Genomic DNA, 18,449 nt, shown 5'->3' with positions numbered 1-18,449 from the left:
GGCGGACACCCCGGACCCCCATTGAATCTGGCTGCACCCCGGGCTCTCGCCGCGGATGGATTTGCCGTGACCGGGCCGCGTGGCGAAGCGATATAGGCTCCAGGCGCAACTGCCATGGAAGCGGTAGACCGCCGACTTGGAGCGCTTCTGAAAAGCATTTAAATGCCCGCGCAATCCGTTTTTTCGGCTGGGAACCGCCCCTGCCCGCGAAAAATCGGCGCGCCTGCCGAAAAACCGCGGTTTTCGGGTGTTCCGCTGCTTTCCAGAAACGCTCTGACACCGGCTTAAAGATGAAAGGAGATAATTACTATGGGCTCTACTATCATCAAGAACATCGGCACCATCCTCAGCGGTGACATCGACAATCCCGTCCTGAAGGGCGATACCATCGTTGTCACCGACGGCAAGATCGCCGCCATCGGCGGCGCTGAGGTTGCCAGCGGCATCGAGGCCGAGAAGGTCATCGACGCGGCCGGCTCCACCGTGACCCCGGGCCTCTTCGACACCCACGTCCACACCAGCCTGGGCGACTACGCCCACCGCCAGTTCGCCAGCAACTTCATCGAGGGCGAGCTCCACGGCGGCGTGACCACCATCATTTCCGCCGGCGAGGTACACACCCCCGGCCGTCCCAAGGATCCCGCCGGCACTAAGGCGCTGGCCGTCCTGGCCCACAAGTCCTTTGCCGCGCTGAAGCCCGCGGGCGTGAAGGTCCACGGCGGCAGCCTGATCCTGGAGAAGGGCCTGGTGGAGAAGGACTTCGAGGAGCTGGCCAAGGAGGGCGTCTGGACCGTCGGCGAGATCGGCCTGGGCAGCGTGAAGAACCCCGAGGACGCCGCGCCCATGGTCGAGTGGGCCCACAAGAACGGCATGAAGGTGCAGATGCACACCGGCGGCACCTCCATCCCCGGCTCCTCCACCGTCACCGCCGAGCAGGTCATGGCCACCAAGCCCGACGTCATCTCCCACATCAACGGCGGCCCCACCGCCATCCCCCTGCACGAGGTTGACAAGCTGATGGACGAGACCACCTTCGCCATGGAAATTGTCCAGTGCGGCAACCCCAAGGTCACCGACTACGTCGCCCGCCGCGCCCAGGAGAAGGGCCAGCTCGGCCGCATCATCTTCGGCAACGACGCCCCCTCCGGCACCGGCATCATCCCCCTGGGCATCCTGCGCAACATCTGCCAGGTGTCCTCCGTCTCCGGCATCCCCGGCGAGATCGCCCTCTGCATGGCCACCGGCAACTCCGCCAAGGTGTACGACAGGCTGAACACCGGCATGATCGCCGTGGGCCGCGAGGCCGACCTGGTGTTCATGGACGCCCCCATGGGCTCCGTGGCCGAGACCGCCGTCGAGGCGTTCGAGTGCGGCGACATCCCCGGCCTGAGCATCATCATGGTCGACGGCGTCGTCAAGGCCGCCAAGAGCAAGAATACTCCTCCCTGCAAGCGCGCCGCTAAAGTGGTGTAACCGGGAGTCTATCAACTGAAAACATTGCCGCCCGTGTCCGACATGGGCACGGGCGGCAAGTTCCAAATTAGGAGGCGCATTCATGGTCAATGTGAATCTGGAAGCCTGTAAGGGCTGTATGCTCTGCGAGAAGAACTGCCCCCTGGACGCGGTCCATGTGGTGGAGCGCAAAGCCGTCGTCGACGAGAAGTGCTGCGAGTGCGGCGTGTGCACCCGCGTGTGTAAGTTTGGAGCCATCTCCAAGCCCGCCGACCTGAGCGAGGGCTATGCCGTCTGCTCCCACTGCTCCGTGCAGTGCCGCGTCCCCCTGGGCCACACCGGCGCGTGCAAGCGCTACACCAACGAGAACGGCGAGCTGGTGCGCAACCGCAAGCTGGTGATGCAGCCCAGCGACAAGGTAATCTATCCCGACAAGCGCCTGGAGGGCCCCATCACCACGGCCGTGGGCGCCGGCACCAACTACCCCTGCATCCGTCCCGCGCCCCACATCGTCTCCGAGGTCCGGGACGGCGTGGAATGCGTCACGGTGGTCACCGAGGCCCCGCTGAGCTACTCCGCCGCGGTGGTCAAGCTGGACACCAATACATATATCGGCGAAGAGGGCGACCCCGTCTACCGCGACGGCAAGCTGGTGGGCATGGTGAACACCGAGGAGTACGGCTCCAAGATGATCGCCGTGGGCGGCGCAAACAAGCTGACCGGCCCCGACGGCTTCATCGTGGCCCGCACCATCACCGAGCTTGCAAACGGCGAGATGGTGGAGCTGTCCGTCAACAAGAAGATTAAGATTCAGGTCCAGGCAGGCAAGGCCCCCGTCATCAACGGCGTGGTGGAGTCCAAGATGCGCATCGGCTGCGGCAGCGCCACTGTGGGCCTCTTCGCCAAGAAGATGAAGGCCGCCGTGGACGAGTGCATCGTCATCGACCACCACGTGGTGGGCCTCTTCACCGAGCACCTGGCCGGCGCCGACGTTGGCATGGAGTGGTCCGGCGTGGTGCCCAACGCCCGCAAGTCCTCCCGCGGCCGCTACTTCGGCGAGCACGGCGAGGGTATCGGCGGCACCACCATCGCCACCCCCCGTGACGCCATCAAGAGCGTGGACATGACCCGCGCCAAGGCCGGGATGCAGATTCTGGTCCTGAACACCACCGGCGAGATCCGCGCCCTCTTTGAGGTGCTCCCTGACGGCGATGTGAAGGAAATCCCCATGACCGAGAAGGCCACAGCGCTGGCCGACGACATCATGAACAACTGCGAGCAGTCCCTCGCCAGCGTGATGTATACCGGCGGCACCGGCGGCAGCGCCCGCGGCGGCGTGTGCTCCAAGCCCCTGGCCATCACCAGGGCCGTGCATGAGGGCAAGGCGGTGCTGACCATTGGCGGCGCCCCCACCTACATCCTGCCCGGCGGCGGCATCGACTTCATTGTGGACGCCGGCAAGATGGTGGATAAGGGCGTTACCTGGGTGCCCACCCCCGCCACCGTGGCCCCCGTGGAGTACACCATGACCAAGGCTGACTACGACGCCATCGGCGGCCACATGGGCGCCGTCCGCCCCATGGATGAGCTGCGCAGGGAATTCGGCGAGTAAGCCCATTCCATGATGGAAGAGGATACAATCAGAGTCCTGGGCCCAGGCCAGGTGTTCTTCGATTACGGCCCCGTCTCCATGGTGGTCACCGCCGTGAGGGACGGGGGGGAGGGGGATACGCAGCTGTGCCGCTCCGCTTTCCCCGTCATCGACGACATCCTCCGGGAGCTGGGTCCGGCAGTCCCCGTCCTGCGCCGGTACCCGGCCCAGGTAGACCCCGATGAACTCTCCGGTACAGCCCGGGTCATGGCCGAGGCGGTCCTCGCCGCCGGGGACCCCTGGCTCACCCCCATGGCGGCGGTGGCCGGGTCGGTCTCGGACGCAGTGGCCGACTATCTCCAGAGCCGGGGGGCCGTCAAAGTCACCGCCAACAACGGCGGGGACATCGCCCTCCGCCTCGCACCCGGCCAGAGCCTGGGGCTGGGCGTCCTGTACGACCTGGAGAAGGGCGGCGTGGACCGGGTGGTCCGCCTCACCCCGGAGAAGGGTGTGGGAGGCGTGGCCACCAGCGGCCTGGGGGGGCGCAGCCTCACCACCGGCATCGCCAGCGGCGTGACCGTCTTCTCCGCACGGTGCGCCCGGGCGGACGCCCTGGCCACGCTGCTGGCCGACCGCTCCATCATCGACTCTCCCGCCGTTCACACCTGCCGGGCGGGGGAGCTGGACCCGGACAGCGATATTGCCGATCTCACCGTGGTGACCGGGGTGGACCCCCTCACAGAGGAGGAGAAGGCGAAAGCCCTCAGTCAGGTTATGGCCGAGGCGGAGCTCCAGTATGAGCGGGGCGGGCTCATCGCCTGCATCGCCACCGTACAGGGGCGCACCGCCGTATTCGACCCCGGAAAGATTCTGGACTGAGTTAACACAAGAACCATCAAATTTTATATAAGGGAGTTGCTTTTACCATGAAAGAGCCCAAAATCCGCAAGATCGTAACCAATCTGGAAGAGGTGTTCTACGAGGGCGGCGCTGAGATGCCCGTCGAGAATGGTGAGAAGAAGTCCATCAAGACCGTCTCCGTGGCCGCCGTCATCAAGAATCCCTATGCCGGCAAGTGGCAGGAGGACCTGAGCGAGCTGACCGAGTACGGCGAGTACCTGGGCGATCTGCTGACCCGCAAGGGCGCCGAGCTGCTGGGCGCTGAGAGCGTCGAGACCTACGGCAAGGGCTGCATCGTCGGCGTCGACGGCGAGCTGGAGCATTCCTCTGCCATGCTGCATCCCAAGGCCGGCAAGCCCATCCGCGCTGCCATCGGCGGCGGCAAGTCCATCATTCCCTCCAACGAGAAGGTCGGCGGCGTGGGCGCCGCTCTGGACATCTCCCTGCACTATAAGGATGCCGCTTTCGTCCGCACCCACTATGGTTCCTTCGAGGTCTGCATCCCCGACGCCCCCAAAGCCGACGAGATCATCATGGCCGTTGTGCTGGCCGACGGCGGCCGTCCCCACGCCACCGTGAACGGCGTCGGCCGTATCGGCGGCCTGCAGAAGTCCGAAGCCAAGTGCGAGGACGGCATGCACTAAGCTCTCCCCTGTGAATCAAACCTGAGTAGGGCCCCCGACCGACCTCAATACGGCGCTGGTCGGGGGCCCGCTTTCGGGCTGGGACCTTAAGGAAAACAGGTCCGCAGGCGTTTCTGAAACCAGCGGGAAGCACAGAATCGCATGAAAAGCTCTCGCGCGTAAAGCCAGCCCCAGGACATTACTGCGCGGGCCGTTGAGAATGCCGGCCCCACCGGAAAGCCGGGTAAGATGCGGAGCCGTCATTCCCAACGGCCCGAATGAGCAAATCAAATTAAATTTATAGAATAATGGAGTGTTGTGTCATGAAGATCGGTTTTATCGGCCTTGGCGCCATGGGCAAACCCATGGCCTGCAACCTGATTGCCGCAGGTTATGAAGTCCACGCGTTCGACGTGGTGGAGGCCGCCGTCAAGGAGATGGAGGGCAAGGGCGCCATCGGCAGCGCCACCGCCGGCGAGCTGGCGTCCAAGGTGGACGTCATCATCTGCTCCCTGCCCAACGCCAAGATCGTCGAGGGCGTGATGTGCAGCAAGGGCGGCGTGTTTGAGAACTGCAAAGAGGGCACCATCATCATCGACATGAGCTCCGTGGCCCCCAACAGCACCAAGGCCATGGCCAAGAAGGCCGCCGAGAAGGGCATCAGCTACATGGACGCCCCCGTCAGCGGCGGCGTGTCCGGCGCCACCGCCGGCACCCTGACCATCATGATCGGCGCGGACGACGCCACCTTCGACAAGGTGAAGCCCGTCTTCGACGTGCTGGGCAAAAACATCTACCACGTCGGCGAGGTCGGCGGCGGCGACGCCATCAAGATGGTCAACAACCTCCTGCTGGGCTGCAACATGGCCGCCCTGGCCGAGGCCCTGACCCTGGGCGTGAAGTGCGGCCTCTCCGTGGAGACCATGAAGGAGGTCATCTCCGTCTCCTCCGGCCGCAGCTACGCCATGGACGCCAAGCTGGAGAAGTTCATTATGGCCGACCAGTTCACCGGCGGCTTCGCCGTGGACCTGCAGTACAAGGACCTGGGTCTGGCCCTGGAGGCCTCCCGCGACGAGAAGGTGCCCCTGCCCATGACCGCCGCCGCCGTCCAGATCTACGAGGCTGCCCGCGCCAAGGGCCAGGGCCGTGAGGACATGTCCTCCGTCGTGAAGGTCTGGGAGGACCTGACCGGCGCTCAGATCCGCGGGACCGGCAAATAAGAAAACAGCTCTCCGCTGTTGAAAGGAGTTTGAGCAATGAAGCCCTTTACCTACCACGCACCCACCACAGTGGACGAGGCTGTGGCCATGCTGGACCAGTATCAGGCCAGCGTAGCCGTGGTCGCGGGCGGCACCGACGTCGTAATTGAGCTGAACGAGCGGAGCAAGACCCCCGAGCACGTCGTCAACATCAATAAGCTCAATGAGCTGCGCTATGTGAAGGAGGAGGACGGCCTGGTCAAAATCGGCGCCCTCACCACCTTCGACGACCTGGAGAACAACGCCTATGTGCAGGAGAAGCTGCCCGCCCTCTGGGACACCGCGGTCCATGTGGGCTCCCCCCAGATCCGCAGCCTGGGCACCATCGGCGGCAACGTCGTGAACGCATCCGTGGCCGGCGACTCCCCCACGACCTTCATGACCTACGGCGCGTCCGTGGTGCTCAAGAGCGCCCAGGGCGAGCGCGTGATGACCATTGAGGACTTCAACAAGGGTCCCGGCAACTGCGCCATCCGCAGCGACGAGCTGATGACCGAGGTCCGTTTCCCCGCCCTCAGCGCCGACGAGGCCGTGGGCTACTTCAAGATCGGCAAGCGCAAAAGCCTGGCCATCGTGGTGCTGGCCGTCGCCGTCTATGTGAAGCGCACCGCCGACAACAAGGTGGACGACTGCCGGGTGATTCTGGGCGCCGTCAGCAAGCACCCCATGCGCGCACCCGAGCTGGAGGCCCTGCTCAAGGGCCGCCCGCTGACCAGGGAGGCGCTGGACGAGACCCTGCCCGAGTTCACCGCGGCGATTCAGGCCGCCATTCCCACCCGTCCTTCCGTTGTCTACAAGCGGGAAGGCGTCCGCGGCGCGGCCCGCCGCTGCTTCGACCAGGTGCTCAGCCAGCTGGGCCTGGCCTGAGGAGAGGAGGTATACGATATGGAACAGATTACCATTCATTTTAACCTGAACGGCAAGGACGTCACCGTCTCCGCCGACCCCAACAAGCGCCTTGTGGACTTCCTGCGGGAGGACATGGGCATGACCAGCGTCAAGGAGGGCTGCGGTGAGGGCGAGTGCGGCGCATGCACCATTATCTACAACGGCAAGGCCGTCACCTCCTGCCTCATGTTGGCCGTTCAGTGCGGCTACTGCACCCCCGGCATGGTCCTCTCCGCCAAGGCCCTTCTGGACAAGAAGCCCGACGCCACCAACGAGGAGATCAAGCGCGCCATGTCCGGCAACCTGTGCCGCTGCACCGGCTATGCCAAGATCATCGAAGCCGTGGAGACGGCCCGTGACGTGAAAGGAGGCGGCAAGGCATGAAGACGGAAACCACTGTGAAGGATAAGAGCGCTCTGGACGTCTCCGTGGCCGCCAAGGAGGGCTACTCCATTCTGGGCAAGAGCGTCATCAAGAAGGACACCATGGAGAAGATTCTCGGCAGCGCCAAGTTCGCGGCCGATATGGAACTGCCCAATATGCTCTACGGCGGCGTATTCCGCAGCACCATCTGCCACGGCGTCATCAAGAGCTTCGACCCCTCCGCCGCCCTGGCGATCCCCGGCGTGGTCACTGTGCTGACCAGCAAGGACATCCCCGGCAAGAACCGCATCGGCATCATCCTCAAGGATGAGCCCATCCTGGTGGACGACAAGATCCGCCGCTACGGCGACGCCATCGCCGTGGTGGCCGCCGAGACCCCCGACCTGGTCCAGGACGCGCTGGACGCTATCAAGGTGGAGTACGAGGAGTACGAGGCCGTCCTCTCCATGGACCGGGCCGCCGAAGAGGGCGCGCCCATCGTCCACGGCACCACCAATGTCCACCAGAAGAAGCACCTGGAGCACGGCAACGTGGACGAGGCCTGGGACAAGTGCGACGTCATCATCGAGAACGACTACGAGACCCCCATGCTCTCCCATATGTTCATCGAGCCCGACGCCGGCCTCGCCACCTATGAGAACGGCATCATGACCGTCTACAGCTCCACACAGAACCCCCACTATGACCGCGGCGAGATCGCCGGGATGCTGGGCTGGCCTCAGAACCGGGTCTCCTCCATCCAGGTCACCACCGGCGGCGGCTTCGGCGGCAAGCTGGATATCTCCGTCCAGTGCCACGCGGCCCTGCTCTCCTACTACACCAGGCGGCCCGTGAAGATCGTCCGCTCCCGGATGGAGTCCACCATGGTCTCCTCTAAGCGGCATCCCATGAAGATGCACTATAAGACCGGCGCCACCAAGGACGGCAGGGTGCTGGCCGTCCAGGCCACCCTGCTGGGCGATACCGGCGCGTATGCCTCCTACGGCCCCGCCGTCATCACCCGGGCCACCGTCCACGCCGCCGGCCCCTACGAGGTGCCCAACGTCCGGGTGGACTCCACCTTCTACTACACCAACAACCCCATGGCCGGCGCATTCCGCGGCTTCGGCGTGCCCCAGGTGGCCGTCGCCCACGAGGGCCAGATGAACGCCCTGGCCAAGGCCCTGAACATGGACCCCATCGACATCCGCCTCATCAACGCCCACCGGCCCGGCAGCGTGACCATCACCGGCCAGGTCCTGGGTGAGGACGTGGGCTTTGTCCAGTGCCTGGAGGCCGCCAAGGCCAAGGCCCAGGAGGTCCTGACCGAGACCGCCCCCTCCGCACCCAACAAACGCCGCGGCCGCGGCTACGGCTGTATGTACTACGGCATCGGCAACACCGGCCTTCCCAACCCCGCAGGCGCCTTTATCGAGGTCCTGCCCGACTGCAGCGTGAACCTGATGGTGGGCTGTGCCGACATCGGCCAGGGCTCCACCTCCGTCATGGCGCAGATCGCCGCCGAGGAGCTGGGCCTGGAGTATGAGGACATCCGCGTGACCCCCGCCAACACCCAGGTCACCCCCGAGGGCGGCGCCACCTCCGCCAGCCGCCAGACCTTCATCTCCGGCTCCGCCACCATGCTGGCCGCCCGCATGGCCAAGGACACCCTGGCCGATGTGGCCGCCAAGTTCCTCAACGTGCCCCAGGACCGGCTGGTCTTCCGCCACAGGGAGATCTTCTCCGCCGACGATGCCGGCGTCAAGATGACCTACATGGAGCTGATGGGCGAGATGAAGCGCCTGGGCAAGCTGGCCCTGGGCTGCGGCGCCTACAACCCCAAGACCACCGGCGTGGACCCCAACACCATGTTCGGCATCCCCTTCGAGGTCTACTCCTACGCGGCCACCATCGTGGACCTGGAGGTGGACACCGAGACCGGCCTGGTGGACGTGCTGAACGTGGTCTCCGCCCACGACGTAGGCACGGCCGTCAACAAGCAGGCCGTGGAGGGTCAGATTGAGGGCGGCGTGGTCATGGGCACCGGCTTCGCGCTGATGGAGAAGATTGAGACGAAGAACGGCAGGATTACCAACCCCGTCTTCTCCAAGTATCTGCTGGCCACCGCCATGGACGCCCCCACCATCTACCCCATCGTGGTGGAGAGCGGTACCGGCGAGACCGGTCCCTTCGGCGCCAAGGGCGTGGGCGAGCCCGCCCTGATCCCCACCATCCCCGCCACTGCCGACGCTGTGGAGAACGCTCTGGGCATCCGCTTCGGCAAGCTGCCCATCCAGCACATCGACATTATGCGGGAGCTCTACAAGAAGTAACCCATAGGCGGGGAGAGCCCATGGGCTCTCCCCGCTTTTTGCGGCCCGACCGGGACGGACGGGCCAGGACAATCAGAATGACCTGATTCTTCTGGCCTGTCTGCAGAGGCTGGCGCAGAGCCGGCGCCAAGACGGCTTTGCATCGGACTCGCGGCCCGCCCGGCCAACCAAAAAGGAATGGAGTGAATGGAGACTCTATGAATATCATTGAGAAATACCTGGCAAAAGCCGCGGGAGTGGCCGAGGCCCACGCCGGGGACGACCTCTCCTGCAAGGTGAGCTATGTGGCGGCCCACGACGTGACCGCCCCCATCGCCATCAAGATGTTCCGGGAGATCGGCGTCAAGCAGGTCTTCGACCCCGACCGGGTGGTCCTCATCGTGGACCATATCTATCCCGCCGCCACCGAGAAGGCCCGCAACAGCGTCTGGACCATGGACGACTTCGCCAAGGAGTTCGGCGTCCACCTCTACCACCGGGGCCAGGGCGTCATCCACCAGCTGATGTATGAGAAGCACCGGGCCAATCCCGGCGAGCTGGTGGTCATCGCCGACTCCCATACGGGCACCTGCGGCGGGTACGGCGCCATCGGCATCGGCGTGGGCTCCACCGAGCTGGCCGCCGCAATGGCGACCGGCAAGCTGGATCTGGAGGTCCCCGAGGTCATCCAGATTCACCTGACCGGCAAGCGGCCCGGCAACGTCTTCGGCAAGGACCTGATTTTGTACCTGGGCAGCGTCTTCGGCACCGACTACCTGGTGGATAAGGCGCTTCTCTTCACCGGCCCGGGCATCGATGAGTTCTCCGTGGCAGAGCGCATGACCGTGTGCAACATGGGCATTGAGATCGGCAGCATGATTACGCTCTTCGGCACCGCCGAGAGGGAGAGCGACACCGCCGAGGTCCGCGAGGTGGACCTCTCCAGGCTGGAGCCCCAGATCGCAAAGCCCTTCTGCCCCGCCAACGTGGTGCCCGTGAAGGAAGTGGCCGGGACCCCCGTCACCCAGGTGGTGGTGGGCTCCTGCACCAACGGCCGTATCAACGATATGGAGCAGGTCGCCAAGGCTTTCAAGGGCAGGAAGGTCCACCCCGAGGTCAATACCCTCATCGTCCCCGCGTCCCAGGACGTGCTGGACGAGATGGAGGCCAGGGGCTGGTGCAAGATCATCCGGGACGCGGGCGCCACCGTCCTCAACCCCGGCTGCGGCCCCTGCTTCGGCGCCCACGAGGGCCTGACCAGCGAGCGCGACGTGGTGGTCTCCACCACCAACCGCAACTTCCCCGGCCGCATGGGCAGCATGAAGGCGAACATCTACCTGGCCTCTCCGGCCACCGCCGCCGCCGCCGCCCTGGCCGGCAAGATCGTCGTACCGGAGGTGGAGGAGTAACATGGATATCATCAAGGGAAAAGTGATTGTCCTGGGGGACGACGTGGACACCGACCAGATTCTGCCTGGCTACGCCATGGCCGAGCCCATGGACCAGCTCGGCAATTTTGCCATGGCGGGTCTCGCGGGCCTGGACTTCAAGAGCGTATTCGAGCCCGGCAGCATCATCGTGGCGGGGCGCAACTTTGGCTGCGGCTCCTCCCGTGAGCAGGCTCCCATCGCCCTCAAGCAGGTGGGCGTGTCCCTGGTCATGGCAAAGGGCTTTGCCCGCATCTTCCGCCGCAACTCCATCAACATCGGTATGCCCGTGTGGGTGGCCGACATCGCCGACAGCCTCAAGACCGGAGACACCGTGGAGGTGGACCTGGAGAAGGGCACCGTCACTGTGGGCGGCGAGGCCAGACAGTTCGCGCCGCTCTCTGAAAACGTACTCAAGACGCTGGAATACGGTGGGCTGATCCCCCGCGTCCGCGCCGAGCTGGGCATTAAAGACTAAATAAGGGGGATTCACCATGAGAGACCCGCAGGAAAAGACAAAACAAATCATTAAAGAGGATATCGAGACCATCCGCGCCTACGCCGACTGCTTCGGCGTTGAGATGCCCGACCTGGACGAGAACGGCGAGGTCGTCGGCCTGCCCGCGCCCTACCCCCGCGAGGTGGCGGGCGTGGTCCGCAGCGGATACCGCATTTATGAGCTGGGCCAGAAGGCCCTGGAGACCGGCGTGCCCTGCCTGAACCCCATCCTGGGCCGCAACAGCGCCGAGGAGACCTGGAAGGAATCCTGCGACATCTATAAGTACGCCGACAAGTACGATGACACCATCTTCCAGTTCGTCCACTCCGAGGCCACCCGCCACATCGACCCCCTCAAGGGCCGGGAGCTCATCGAGCAGTCCCGGGGTAAGGGCGGCATCACCCCCAAGGGCGAGCGTGAGTTCATTCAGATGGGCGGCGGCTCCAAGCACCCCGTGCGCATCAACGCCACCGGCGACACTGCCCACATCAACATTCTCAACGCCCTCATCGCCGGCTTCGACGGCACCGACATCGGCCCCGTGATCCACGTCCACTTCGGCGGCCGCGGCATCCACGACTTCCGTACCAAAGTCGTCAACGGCTACAAGGCCATCCAGATCTGCGCGGAGAACAAAATCTTCGCCCAGCTGGACACCCATAAGCACATCAACAACATCGGCGGCACCGACGGCATGGCAATTGCCATGTGCCTGCTGTCCGAGGGCCTGGCGGTCCACGGGGAGCTGCCCTGGGAGCTCTCCGGCATCCAGATGAATGTGGGCGGCAACAACCTCTACCGGGATCTTGCCATTATGCGGGCCTTCCGCCACAACATGCTCTCCAAGAGCCTCATCGTGGTGCCCGAGACCTTCCAGTCCCCTCCGGGCAACCTGATCGCCGAGCAGGCCCACTTCGCCCGCATGGCCATCTCCGCCAAGCTGGGCGGCGCCAACTTCTACCGCCCCAAGGCCGCCGAGTCCGTGGGCATCCCCACCGGCGACTCCATGGGCCAGGCGGTCTGGGCGTCCGAGGACGTGTTCCGCCGCACCTATAACCCCGGCATCGAGTCCCCCAAGATCGACGAGTACGAACACATGATGATGGACGAGGCCTTCGCCGTTCTGGAGGCCGTCCTCCATCTGCCCGCCCACAGCCTGAAGCCCGGCTGCCTCACCGAGGAGTTCTGGCGTCAGTGGACCGATCTGGAGCTCATCGACCTCATTGTCGAAGGCGGCAAGAGCGGCATGATGGACACCCCCCGGGCCGGCGGCTGGGACCTGAAGCGCTACGTCAAGACCAACCGGGACCCCGACGGCATCACCCGCTATGTGGAGGGGTATACCCCCCTTGGCGTGGACGCCTCCCGCTGCCCCATCACCCGCGAGCACGTCACCGTCCACATTGAGAAGCCCCCCACGCGCAAGGAGAAAATCGTCCTCGCCACCGTGGGCGCCGACGCCCATGTCAACGGCGTCAACGTGGTCCGCGAGGCCTTCCAGGATGCCGGGTACGACGTGGTCTTCCTGCGCGGCATGAATCTGCCCGAGACCGTGGCCGAGGTGGCCGCCGAGGTCAAGGCCGACGCCGTGGGCGTCAGCAACCTGCTGGGTCTGGGCGTCACCCTCTTCCCCCGCGTGGAGAAGCGGCTCAAGGAGCTGGGCCTGAGGGACAAGATGGTGGTCTGGGCCGGCGGGCGCATCGCCGAAAAGGAAGAGGAGCACGCCATGTACGAGAAGAAGATGGCGGAAGAGGGCCTGGGCTTCATGGGCGTGGACGCTTTCTTCGGACCCGACTCCACCCCCGAGGAGTGCGTGGAGAAGATCGGCAAGCTCATTGAGGAAAAAGCGGGCAAGTAAGGTTATAAAACATGTCTTCAAAAGGAGTTTTCAACATGGATCAGTTTAGAATTCCCTGTGTGATTATGCGCGCGGGCACCAGCAAGGGTATTTTCCTGAAGGAAAACGACCTGCCCGCGCCCGGCCCGGAGCGGGACAAAATCATCCTGAGCATTTTCGGTTCCCCCGATAAGCGCCAGATCGACGGCCTGGCCGGCGCCGACCCACTGACCAGCAAGCTGGCTGTCATCGGCCCCGGCTCCGTGCCCGGCGCCGATGTGGACTATACCTTCGCCCAGGTGTCCATCACCGACGCCAAGGTGGACTGGAACGGCAACTGCGGCAACATCTCTTCCGGCGTGGCGCCCTTTGCCATCGACGAGTCCATCGTCCGCTGCCATGAGGGCCTCAACGAGGTCACCATCTGGCAGACCAACACCAAGAAAATGATGAAGTCCTATGTCCAGGTGGAGAACGGCAAGGCCAAGGTCACCGGCGATGCGGAGATCGCCGGCGTGCCCGGCACCGCCGCCCCCGTTCAGATGGATATGTCCGGCACCGCCGGCGCCGCCACGGGCAAACTCCTGCCCACCGGCAACGTGGTGGACGTCATCGAGACCAGCCGCGGCCCCATCGAGGCATCCATCGTTGACTGCGCCAACCCTGTGATTTTCGTCCGTGCGGAGAGCGTGGGCATGAAGGGCACCGAGAGCCAGGAGGAGATCGACGGCGACGCGGACCTGCTCAAGTACCTGGAGGAGATCCGCGGCATCGCCTGCGTCAAGTGCGGCATGGCCAAGGACCTGGAGGACGCCACCAAGAACAGCCCCGCCTTCCCCATGGTGGCCTTCATCACCGAGGCCCAGGATTACTACTATCCCCCCGAGAAGAAGACCATCAAGAAGGAAGAGGTGGATCTGGTTTCCCGCCTGATGTTTATGCAGGTGCTGCATAAGACCTATGCCGGTACTGCCACCGTCTGCACCGGCGTGGCCGCCAAGATCAAGGGCACTCTGGTCAATCAGGTTCTGCATAGCGACGATCCCGCCGAGCTGGTCCGCATCGGCCATCCCGCCGGTGTGATCCCCTGCTACTCCGAGGTGGATGAGAGCAACAACGTTAAAAAGGCCGCCATCGTCCGCACCGCCCGCCGCCTGATGGAGGGCTATGCGCTGCTGGAGAAGGCCCGCTTCGAGTAATCCAATCAATTGTGTCCACCCCGGCGCCAGCGGCGCCGGGGTGGGAATGAAGAGGGCAGAGCAATGCAAGCAAACATTCTCGTCTATGACGTAGGCAGTACCTACACCAAGGCCGCGGCCTTCCACCTGGACCGGGGAAGGTTTACCTTCCTGGGCCGGGGGCAGTCTCCCACCACCCTCGACAACATTATGGAGGGCGCGGGAAAGGCTGAGGCCGCCATCCGGGCCCAGGGTGTGGAGTTCAGCGACACCCTGAAGCGCTACAGCTCCTGCTCCGCCGCGGGCGGGCTGAGAATGGTGGCGCTGGGGTATATGCCCCGGGTCACCGCCAAGGCCGCCAAGGAGGTGGCCATGACCGCCGGCGCCCGGGTAATGCAGGTGGTCTCCGCCGAGGAGCCTCTGGACTTCCGCAGGGAGGTCCTCCAGGAGATCAACCCCGATATCATCCTCCTCTCCGGCGGCACCGACGGCGGGGACGAGACCTGTGTGCTGGAGAACGCGGACATGATCTGCGCCCTCCGCAGCCGGGCCACCGTCATTATCGCCTGCAACAAGTACGCCCAGCGGACGGTGGCTGAGAAGTTCGACCGAGGCGGCGTGCAGTACGTCCGGGTGCCCAACATCATGCCCACCATCCATGAGCTGAACGTGAAGCCCGCCCGGGAGGCCATCCACGAGCAGTTTATCAAGCAGATCACCAGGGCCAAGGGCCTCAAGGAGTTCCGGGACAGCCTGGCGGACAGAACCGTGGTTCCCACCCCCGGCGCGGTGCTCCTGGCCAGTGAGCTGCTCTCCCGCGGCAGCTACGACCACGACGGCGTGGGCTCCCTGATCCTCGTGGACATCGGCGGCGCCACCACCGACATCCACTCCGCCCTGCCTGAGCTTGAAAAACTCACCATCGAGGAGCGGGGGCTTGTAATCAACAATGAGAAGCAGTTCTCCTACCGCACCGTGGAGGGCAACCTGGGGCTTCGCGTCTCCGCCACCGGCATTCCCGAGGCGGTGGGGCCAAACGCCGTCATCCGCGCCATGGACGGAGCATTCGGCGTCACACCCGACGAGGTGCTGAGCTTCGCCCGGCACCTGGAGGACTGCCCCGAGTATGTCCCCCAGAGCGAGAAGGAGAAATCCCTGGAGCGGGCGATGGCCACCTGCGCCGTCAACACTGCTCTGCGCCGCCACGCGGGCTACTACGTGGAGGCGGCCGACCCGGTGATGGGCATCCTGGCGGGCGCCGCCATGGGCCGGGATCTGCGCAATGTGGGGCGGGTTCTCTGCGTGGGCGGCATCTTCGTCCACTCGGACCCGGACAAGGCCACGCGAATGGTGGCGCGCTGCTTTGAAGACCCCGGCATCTCCCTGCTGCCGCTCAAGGAGCCTCAGGTCATACTGGACCGGAGCTATCTGCTGTACGCCATGGGCGTCCTGGGCAAGCACTACCCCGACGCGGCCCTCAGCTTCCTCAAGGAGTATGTGGGCGCGGCGGAGGAATAAGACGGGCGGACGGTCCAAGGGGCCGGTCGTCCTAAAGAAAATAATGAAATTATGGAGTGATTTGAATATGAACGGACCTCAGAAGATGCGCGAACTCTTTGCCAGCAAGAAGACCGTCGTCGCCCCCGGCGCCCACGACATGCTCACCGGCAAGATCATCGGCAAGCTGGGCTTTGACGCCGTCTATATGACCGGCTACGGCCAGTCCGCCAGCCACCTGGGCCAGCCCGACGTGGGCCTGATGAGCATGAGCGAGATGGTCATGCGGGCCGCCAACATGGTGGAGGCCGCCGGCGTGCCCGTCATCGCCGACGCCGACACCGGCTTCGGCAACGCCGTCAACGTCATCCGCACCGTCCGCGAGTACGAGAAGGCCGGCGTGGCCGTCATCCAGCTGGAGGATCAGGTGATGCCCAAGAAGTGCGGCCACATGGTGGGCCGCGAGGTCATCGCCATGGAGGAAATGGTGGGCAAAATCAAGGCCGCCGTGGATACCCGCGTAAACCCCGACTTCATGATTATGGCCCGCACCGACGCCCGCACCGTTTTCGGCATCGAGGCTGCGCTGGAGCGCGCCCACGCCTATAAGGAGGCCGGCGCCGACATCATCTTCGTGGAGTCCCCCGAGTCCGAGGCCGAGATGCGCCGCATCAACGAGGAGCTCCCCGGCACTCTGACCCTGGCCAACATGGTCGAGGGCGGCCGTACCCCCATGTTCAAGAACGCCCAGCTCTCCGAGTTCGGCTACAACCTTATCATCTATCCCACCGCCTCCGTCTACGTCACCACCAAGGCCATGGTGGATCTCTGGGAGGGCATGCGTCGGGACGACACCACCGAGACCCTCATCGACACCATGATTCCCTTCCCCAAGTTCAACGAGCTGGTGGGCCTGCCTGAGATCCGCGCCATCGAGGCCAATTACGCCACCGGCCGCGTGGTGAAGTAAGGACGCAGCCAGGAACCGTTATGCAGAGCCGGCGGATGCCGGCTCTGTATAGTACATAAATTTGTTTTTAACGGGATTGAGGAGGATAAACCCTATGTCCGATATCAGAGCTGCGATCCAGGCAAAAATGCCGCTGACCATCAGCGAGATGATCGCCATGGCCAAGGAGCACGACACCCGCGTGGTGGACGTGGTCCTGCTGGAAACCGAGCTGCGCACCGGCCTCAGCCGTGAGGAGATCCTCACCGGCATCATGAATGAATACGCCCACAACCTCAAGGCGGTGGAGATCGGCGTCAAGGACGGCGAGAGCATCCTCCTCGGCACCGTGGCCTCCCAGCTGGCGGCCCAGGAGGGACCCAAGTGCTTTGAGGACTCCTTCCTGGACGACGCCCTGCTCTACACCCTGGGCGCCCAGGTGGGCAACCACTGCATCGGCCTGCGCCCCTGCGCGGGCACCGGCGACTCCTGCCCCTACTCCGGCTTCATCAAGGCCATGATGGTCCACGGCTACGACGATAAGACCGTGGCTGAGACCGCCGCCCTGATTCTGAAGATCGGCAGTCTCTTCCGCGTGGGCAAGGTCACCACAGGCTGCAATATGGAGGGCTACGGCGCTGGCTCCGCCTGCATCGCCGCCGCCACCGTCTCCATCGGCGGGGGTACCCCCGAGCAGATGGAGAAGGCCATGGTCCTGGCCCTCTCGCCCACCATCGGCGTACCCTGCACCCCCCGGGTGCTGGTCCCCGCCCTGTGCACCACCCACGTGGGCGGCGCCATCCTGATGGGCATGTACTCCGGCAAGCTGTGCATGAAGGTGGACATGACCGTCAACGTCCCCTTCGACGTGATGCTGGCCATGGCCGCCGAGGTCCACGTGGAGTCCGGCCACTATCTGGTTCCCACCGTGGTGGAGTACATGGAGCCCTTCTTCAAGCGCAAGCCTGCCGTCGAGTCCCTGGTGCGCCAGGAGGTCAAGGACGCCGAGGCCAAAAAGATGGAAGAGACCATGGAGAAGGCGAAGGTCAACGCCAAGAAGCTGGCCGAGGGCGCGGCCGACATCCTCCACACCCTGGGCGACGCGGTGGTCGGCGGCAGCAGCCAGGCCGTGGGCAGCCCCACCAATGCCGCCCGCATCTGCCATGAGCTGGTCAAAGGCAAGATTCAAAAGGTGCGCGTGGAGCTCTACCCCGAGCTCTTTGCCCGACGCTCCATCAATATACCCGGCGTGCTGATGGGCGCGGTCTACGGCGCGTCCACCTCCGACTATGAGATGTACAACAAGGCGGTCTATATGGTCAAGGACGACGGCGTTGAGGTGGACATCGTGGAGGGCACCGAGCACGCTATCCAGAAGATCACCATTACCACCGACCAGGGCGAGTACTGGGTGGATACCCTCAACCGCGGCGGCGGCCGCCTGGTTCTCCGGGACGCCTCCGATATCGCCGCAGCCGCCGAGGCCGCCAAGCGCCTGGGGATTGTTCTGGTTCAGGCCAACTGAATTTATTATAAACGGAAAAGAGGTTGATACCGTTGGCAAAGGTACTACGGAAAGCGGAGCTGAACAGCAGCGTGACGCTGCTGGAGGTAGAGGCGGCGAAGATAGCGAAGAAGGCGCTGCCGGGGCAGTTTATCATCCTTCGGATCGAC

At 64.5% G+C, this 18,449-nt stretch carries 15 protein-coding genes and 1 pseudogene; all 16 read left to right on the top strand.

From position 1 onward, the window contains the following. Nucleotides 1-309 precede the first annotated feature (309 nt). Complete coding sequence (locus tag H8S62_RS15340; RefSeq protein WP_186920172.1) at nt 310-1,473, top strand: amidohydrolase family protein; 1,164 nt, start codon at nt 310-312, stop codon at nt 1,471-1,473. An 82-nt stretch (nt 1,474-1,555) separates the two neighbouring features. Further along, a complete protein-coding gene (locus H8S62_RS15335) occupies nt 1,556-3,064 on the top strand; it encodes a DUF362 domain-containing protein (protein ID WP_155150202.1) in 1,509 nt (502 codons plus the stop codon). Nucleotides 3,065-3,073: 9 nt separating this feature from the next. After that, nucleotides 3,074-3,922 (top strand): hypothetical protein, encoded by an 849-nt coding sequence (locus H8S62_RS15330; RefSeq protein WP_243255777.1) that lies wholly within the window; start codon nt 3,074-3,076, stop codon nt 3,920-3,922. A gap of 47 nt (nt 3,923-3,969) precedes the next feature. Next, nucleotides 3,970-4,587: an amino acid synthesis family protein gene (locus H8S62_RS15325; RefSeq protein WP_155150204.1), complete on the top strand. Its 618-nt coding sequence runs from the start codon at nt 3,970-3,972 to the stop codon at nt 4,585-4,587. Between the two features lie 302 nt (nt 4,588-4,889). Then, nucleotides 4,890-5,786, top strand: a complete 897-nt coding sequence (locus H8S62_RS15320; protein ID WP_155150206.1) for an NAD(P)-dependent oxidoreductase — start codon at nt 4,890-4,892, stop codon at nt 5,784-5,786. Nucleotides 5,787-5,822: 36 nt separating this feature from the next. Next, nucleotides 5,823-6,692: an FAD binding domain-containing protein gene (locus tag H8S62_RS15315; RefSeq protein ID WP_155150208.1), complete on the top strand. Its 870-nt coding sequence runs from the start codon at nt 5,823-5,825 to the stop codon at nt 6,690-6,692. 18 nt (nt 6,693-6,710) lie between these two features. Further along, nucleotides 6,711-7,097 carry a (2Fe-2S)-binding protein gene (locus tag H8S62_RS15310; RefSeq protein WP_186920171.1) on the top strand — a complete coding sequence of 129 codons (387 nt, stop codon included), beginning with the start codon at nt 6,711-6,713 and terminating at the stop codon, nt 7,095-7,097. Continuing rightward, the gene (locus H8S62_RS15305; RefSeq protein ID WP_155150213.1) at nt 7,094-9,409 is read left to right on the top strand and encodes a xanthine dehydrogenase family protein molybdopterin-binding subunit; all 2,316 of its coding nucleotides are present in this window, start codon (nt 7,094-7,096) and stop codon (nt 9,407-9,409) included. Before H8S62_RS15310 ends, H8S62_RS15305 begins: the two co-directional genes overlap by 4 nt. A 197-nt stretch (nt 9,410-9,606) precedes the next feature. Beyond that, nucleotides 9,607-10,797, top strand: a complete 1,191-nt coding sequence (locus H8S62_RS15300) for a 3-isopropylmalate dehydratase large subunit (protein ID WP_155150215.1) — start codon at nt 9,607-9,609, stop codon at nt 10,795-10,797. Nucleotide 10,798: 1 nt separating this feature from the next. Continuing rightward, nucleotides 10,799-11,293 carry a LeuD/DmdB family oxidoreductase small subunit gene (locus H8S62_RS15295; RefSeq protein WP_155150216.1) on the top strand — a complete coding sequence of 165 codons (495 nt, stop codon included), beginning with the start codon at nt 10,799-10,801 and terminating at the stop codon, nt 11,291-11,293. 16 nt (nt 11,294-11,309) lie between these two features. Further along, nucleotides 11,310-13,172: a cobalamin-dependent protein gene (locus tag H8S62_RS15290; protein WP_155150219.1), complete on the top strand. Its 1,863-nt coding sequence runs from the start codon at nt 11,310-11,312 to the stop codon at nt 13,170-13,172. Nucleotides 13,173-13,207: 35 nt separating this feature from the next. Next, nucleotides 13,208-14,350, top strand: a complete 1,143-nt coding sequence (locus H8S62_RS15285) for a 2-methylaconitate cis-trans isomerase PrpF family protein (RefSeq protein ID WP_155150221.1) — start codon at nt 13,208-13,210, stop codon at nt 14,348-14,350. 63 nt (nt 14,351-14,413) lie between these two features. After that, nucleotides 14,414-15,847 (top strand): glutamate mutase L, encoded by a 1,434-nt coding sequence (locus tag H8S62_RS15280; RefSeq protein ID WP_155150223.1) that lies wholly within the window; start codon nt 14,414-14,416, stop codon nt 15,845-15,847. 67 nt (nt 15,848-15,914) lie between these two features. Beyond that, complete coding sequence (locus tag H8S62_RS15275) at nt 15,915-16,796, top strand: isocitrate lyase/PEP mutase family protein (protein WP_155150225.1); 882 nt, start codon at nt 15,915-15,917, stop codon at nt 16,794-16,796. 94 nt (nt 16,797-16,890) lie between these two features. Next, nucleotides 16,891-18,300, top strand: coding sequence for a serine dehydratase alpha family protein (locus H8S62_RS15270; protein ID WP_155150226.1), 1,410 nt, complete (start codon nt 16,891-16,893; stop codon nt 18,298-18,300). 32 nt (nt 18,301-18,332) lie between these two features. After that, nucleotides 18,333-18,449: pseudogene (locus H8S62_RS18195) on the top strand (sulfide/dihydroorotate dehydrogenase-like FAD/NAD-binding protein); the annotation flags it as partial.

It is taken from the genome of Lawsonibacter faecis (assembly GCF_014287675.1).
GTDB classification, from domain to species: domain Bacteria; phylum Bacillota; class Clostridia; order Oscillospirales; family Oscillospiraceae; genus Pseudoflavonifractor; species Pseudoflavonifractor faecis.
This window is presented reverse-complemented; position numbering and strand designations above follow the sequence as displayed.

Coding starts and splice junctions, on each gene's coding strand:
- H8S62_RS15280 (WP_155150223.1), top strand. CDS start 14,414: ATGCAAGCAAACATTCTCGTCTATGACGTAGGCAGTACCTACACCAAG.
- H8S62_RS15315 (WP_155150208.1), top strand. CDS start 5,823: ATGAAGCCCTTTACCTACCACGCACCCACCACAGTGGACGAGGCTGTG.
- H8S62_RS15290 (WP_155150219.1), top strand. CDS start 11,310: ATGAGAGACCCGCAGGAAAAGACAAAACAAATCATTAAAGAGGATATC.
- H8S62_RS15310 (WP_186920171.1), top strand. CDS start 6,711: ATGGAACAGATTACCATTCATTTTAACCTGAACGGCAAGGACGTCACC.
- H8S62_RS15320 (WP_155150206.1), top strand. CDS start 4,890: ATGAAGATCGGTTTTATCGGCCTTGGCGCCATGGGCAAACCCATGGCC.
- H8S62_RS15270 (WP_155150226.1), top strand. CDS start 16,891: ATGTCCGATATCAGAGCTGCGATCCAGGCAAAAATGCCGCTGACCATC.
- H8S62_RS15275 (WP_155150225.1), top strand. CDS start 15,915: ATGAACGGACCTCAGAAGATGCGCGAACTCTTTGCCAGCAAGAAGACC.
- H8S62_RS15335 (WP_155150202.1), top strand. CDS start 1,556: ATGGTCAATGTGAATCTGGAAGCCTGTAAGGGCTGTATGCTCTGCGAG.
- H8S62_RS15330 (WP_243255777.1), top strand. CDS start 3,074: ATGATGGAAGAGGATACAATCAGAGTCCTGGGCCCAGGCCAGGTGTTC.
- H8S62_RS15340 (WP_186920172.1), top strand. CDS start 310: ATGGGCTCTACTATCATCAAGAACATCGGCACCATCCTCAGCGGTGAC.
- H8S62_RS15325 (WP_155150204.1), top strand. CDS start 3,970: ATGAAAGAGCCCAAAATCCGCAAGATCGTAACCAATCTGGAAGAGGTG.
- H8S62_RS15285 (WP_155150221.1), top strand. CDS start 13,208: ATGGATCAGTTTAGAATTCCCTGTGTGATTATGCGCGCGGGCACCAGC.
- H8S62_RS15305 (WP_155150213.1), top strand. CDS start 7,094: ATGAAGACGGAAACCACTGTGAAGGATAAGAGCGCTCTGGACGTCTCC.
- H8S62_RS15295 (WP_155150216.1), top strand. CDS start 10,799: ATGGATATCATCAAGGGAAAAGTGATTGTCCTGGGGGACGACGTGGAC.
- H8S62_RS15300 (WP_155150215.1), top strand. CDS start 9,607: ATGAATATCATTGAGAAATACCTGGCAAAAGCCGCGGGAGTGGCCGAG.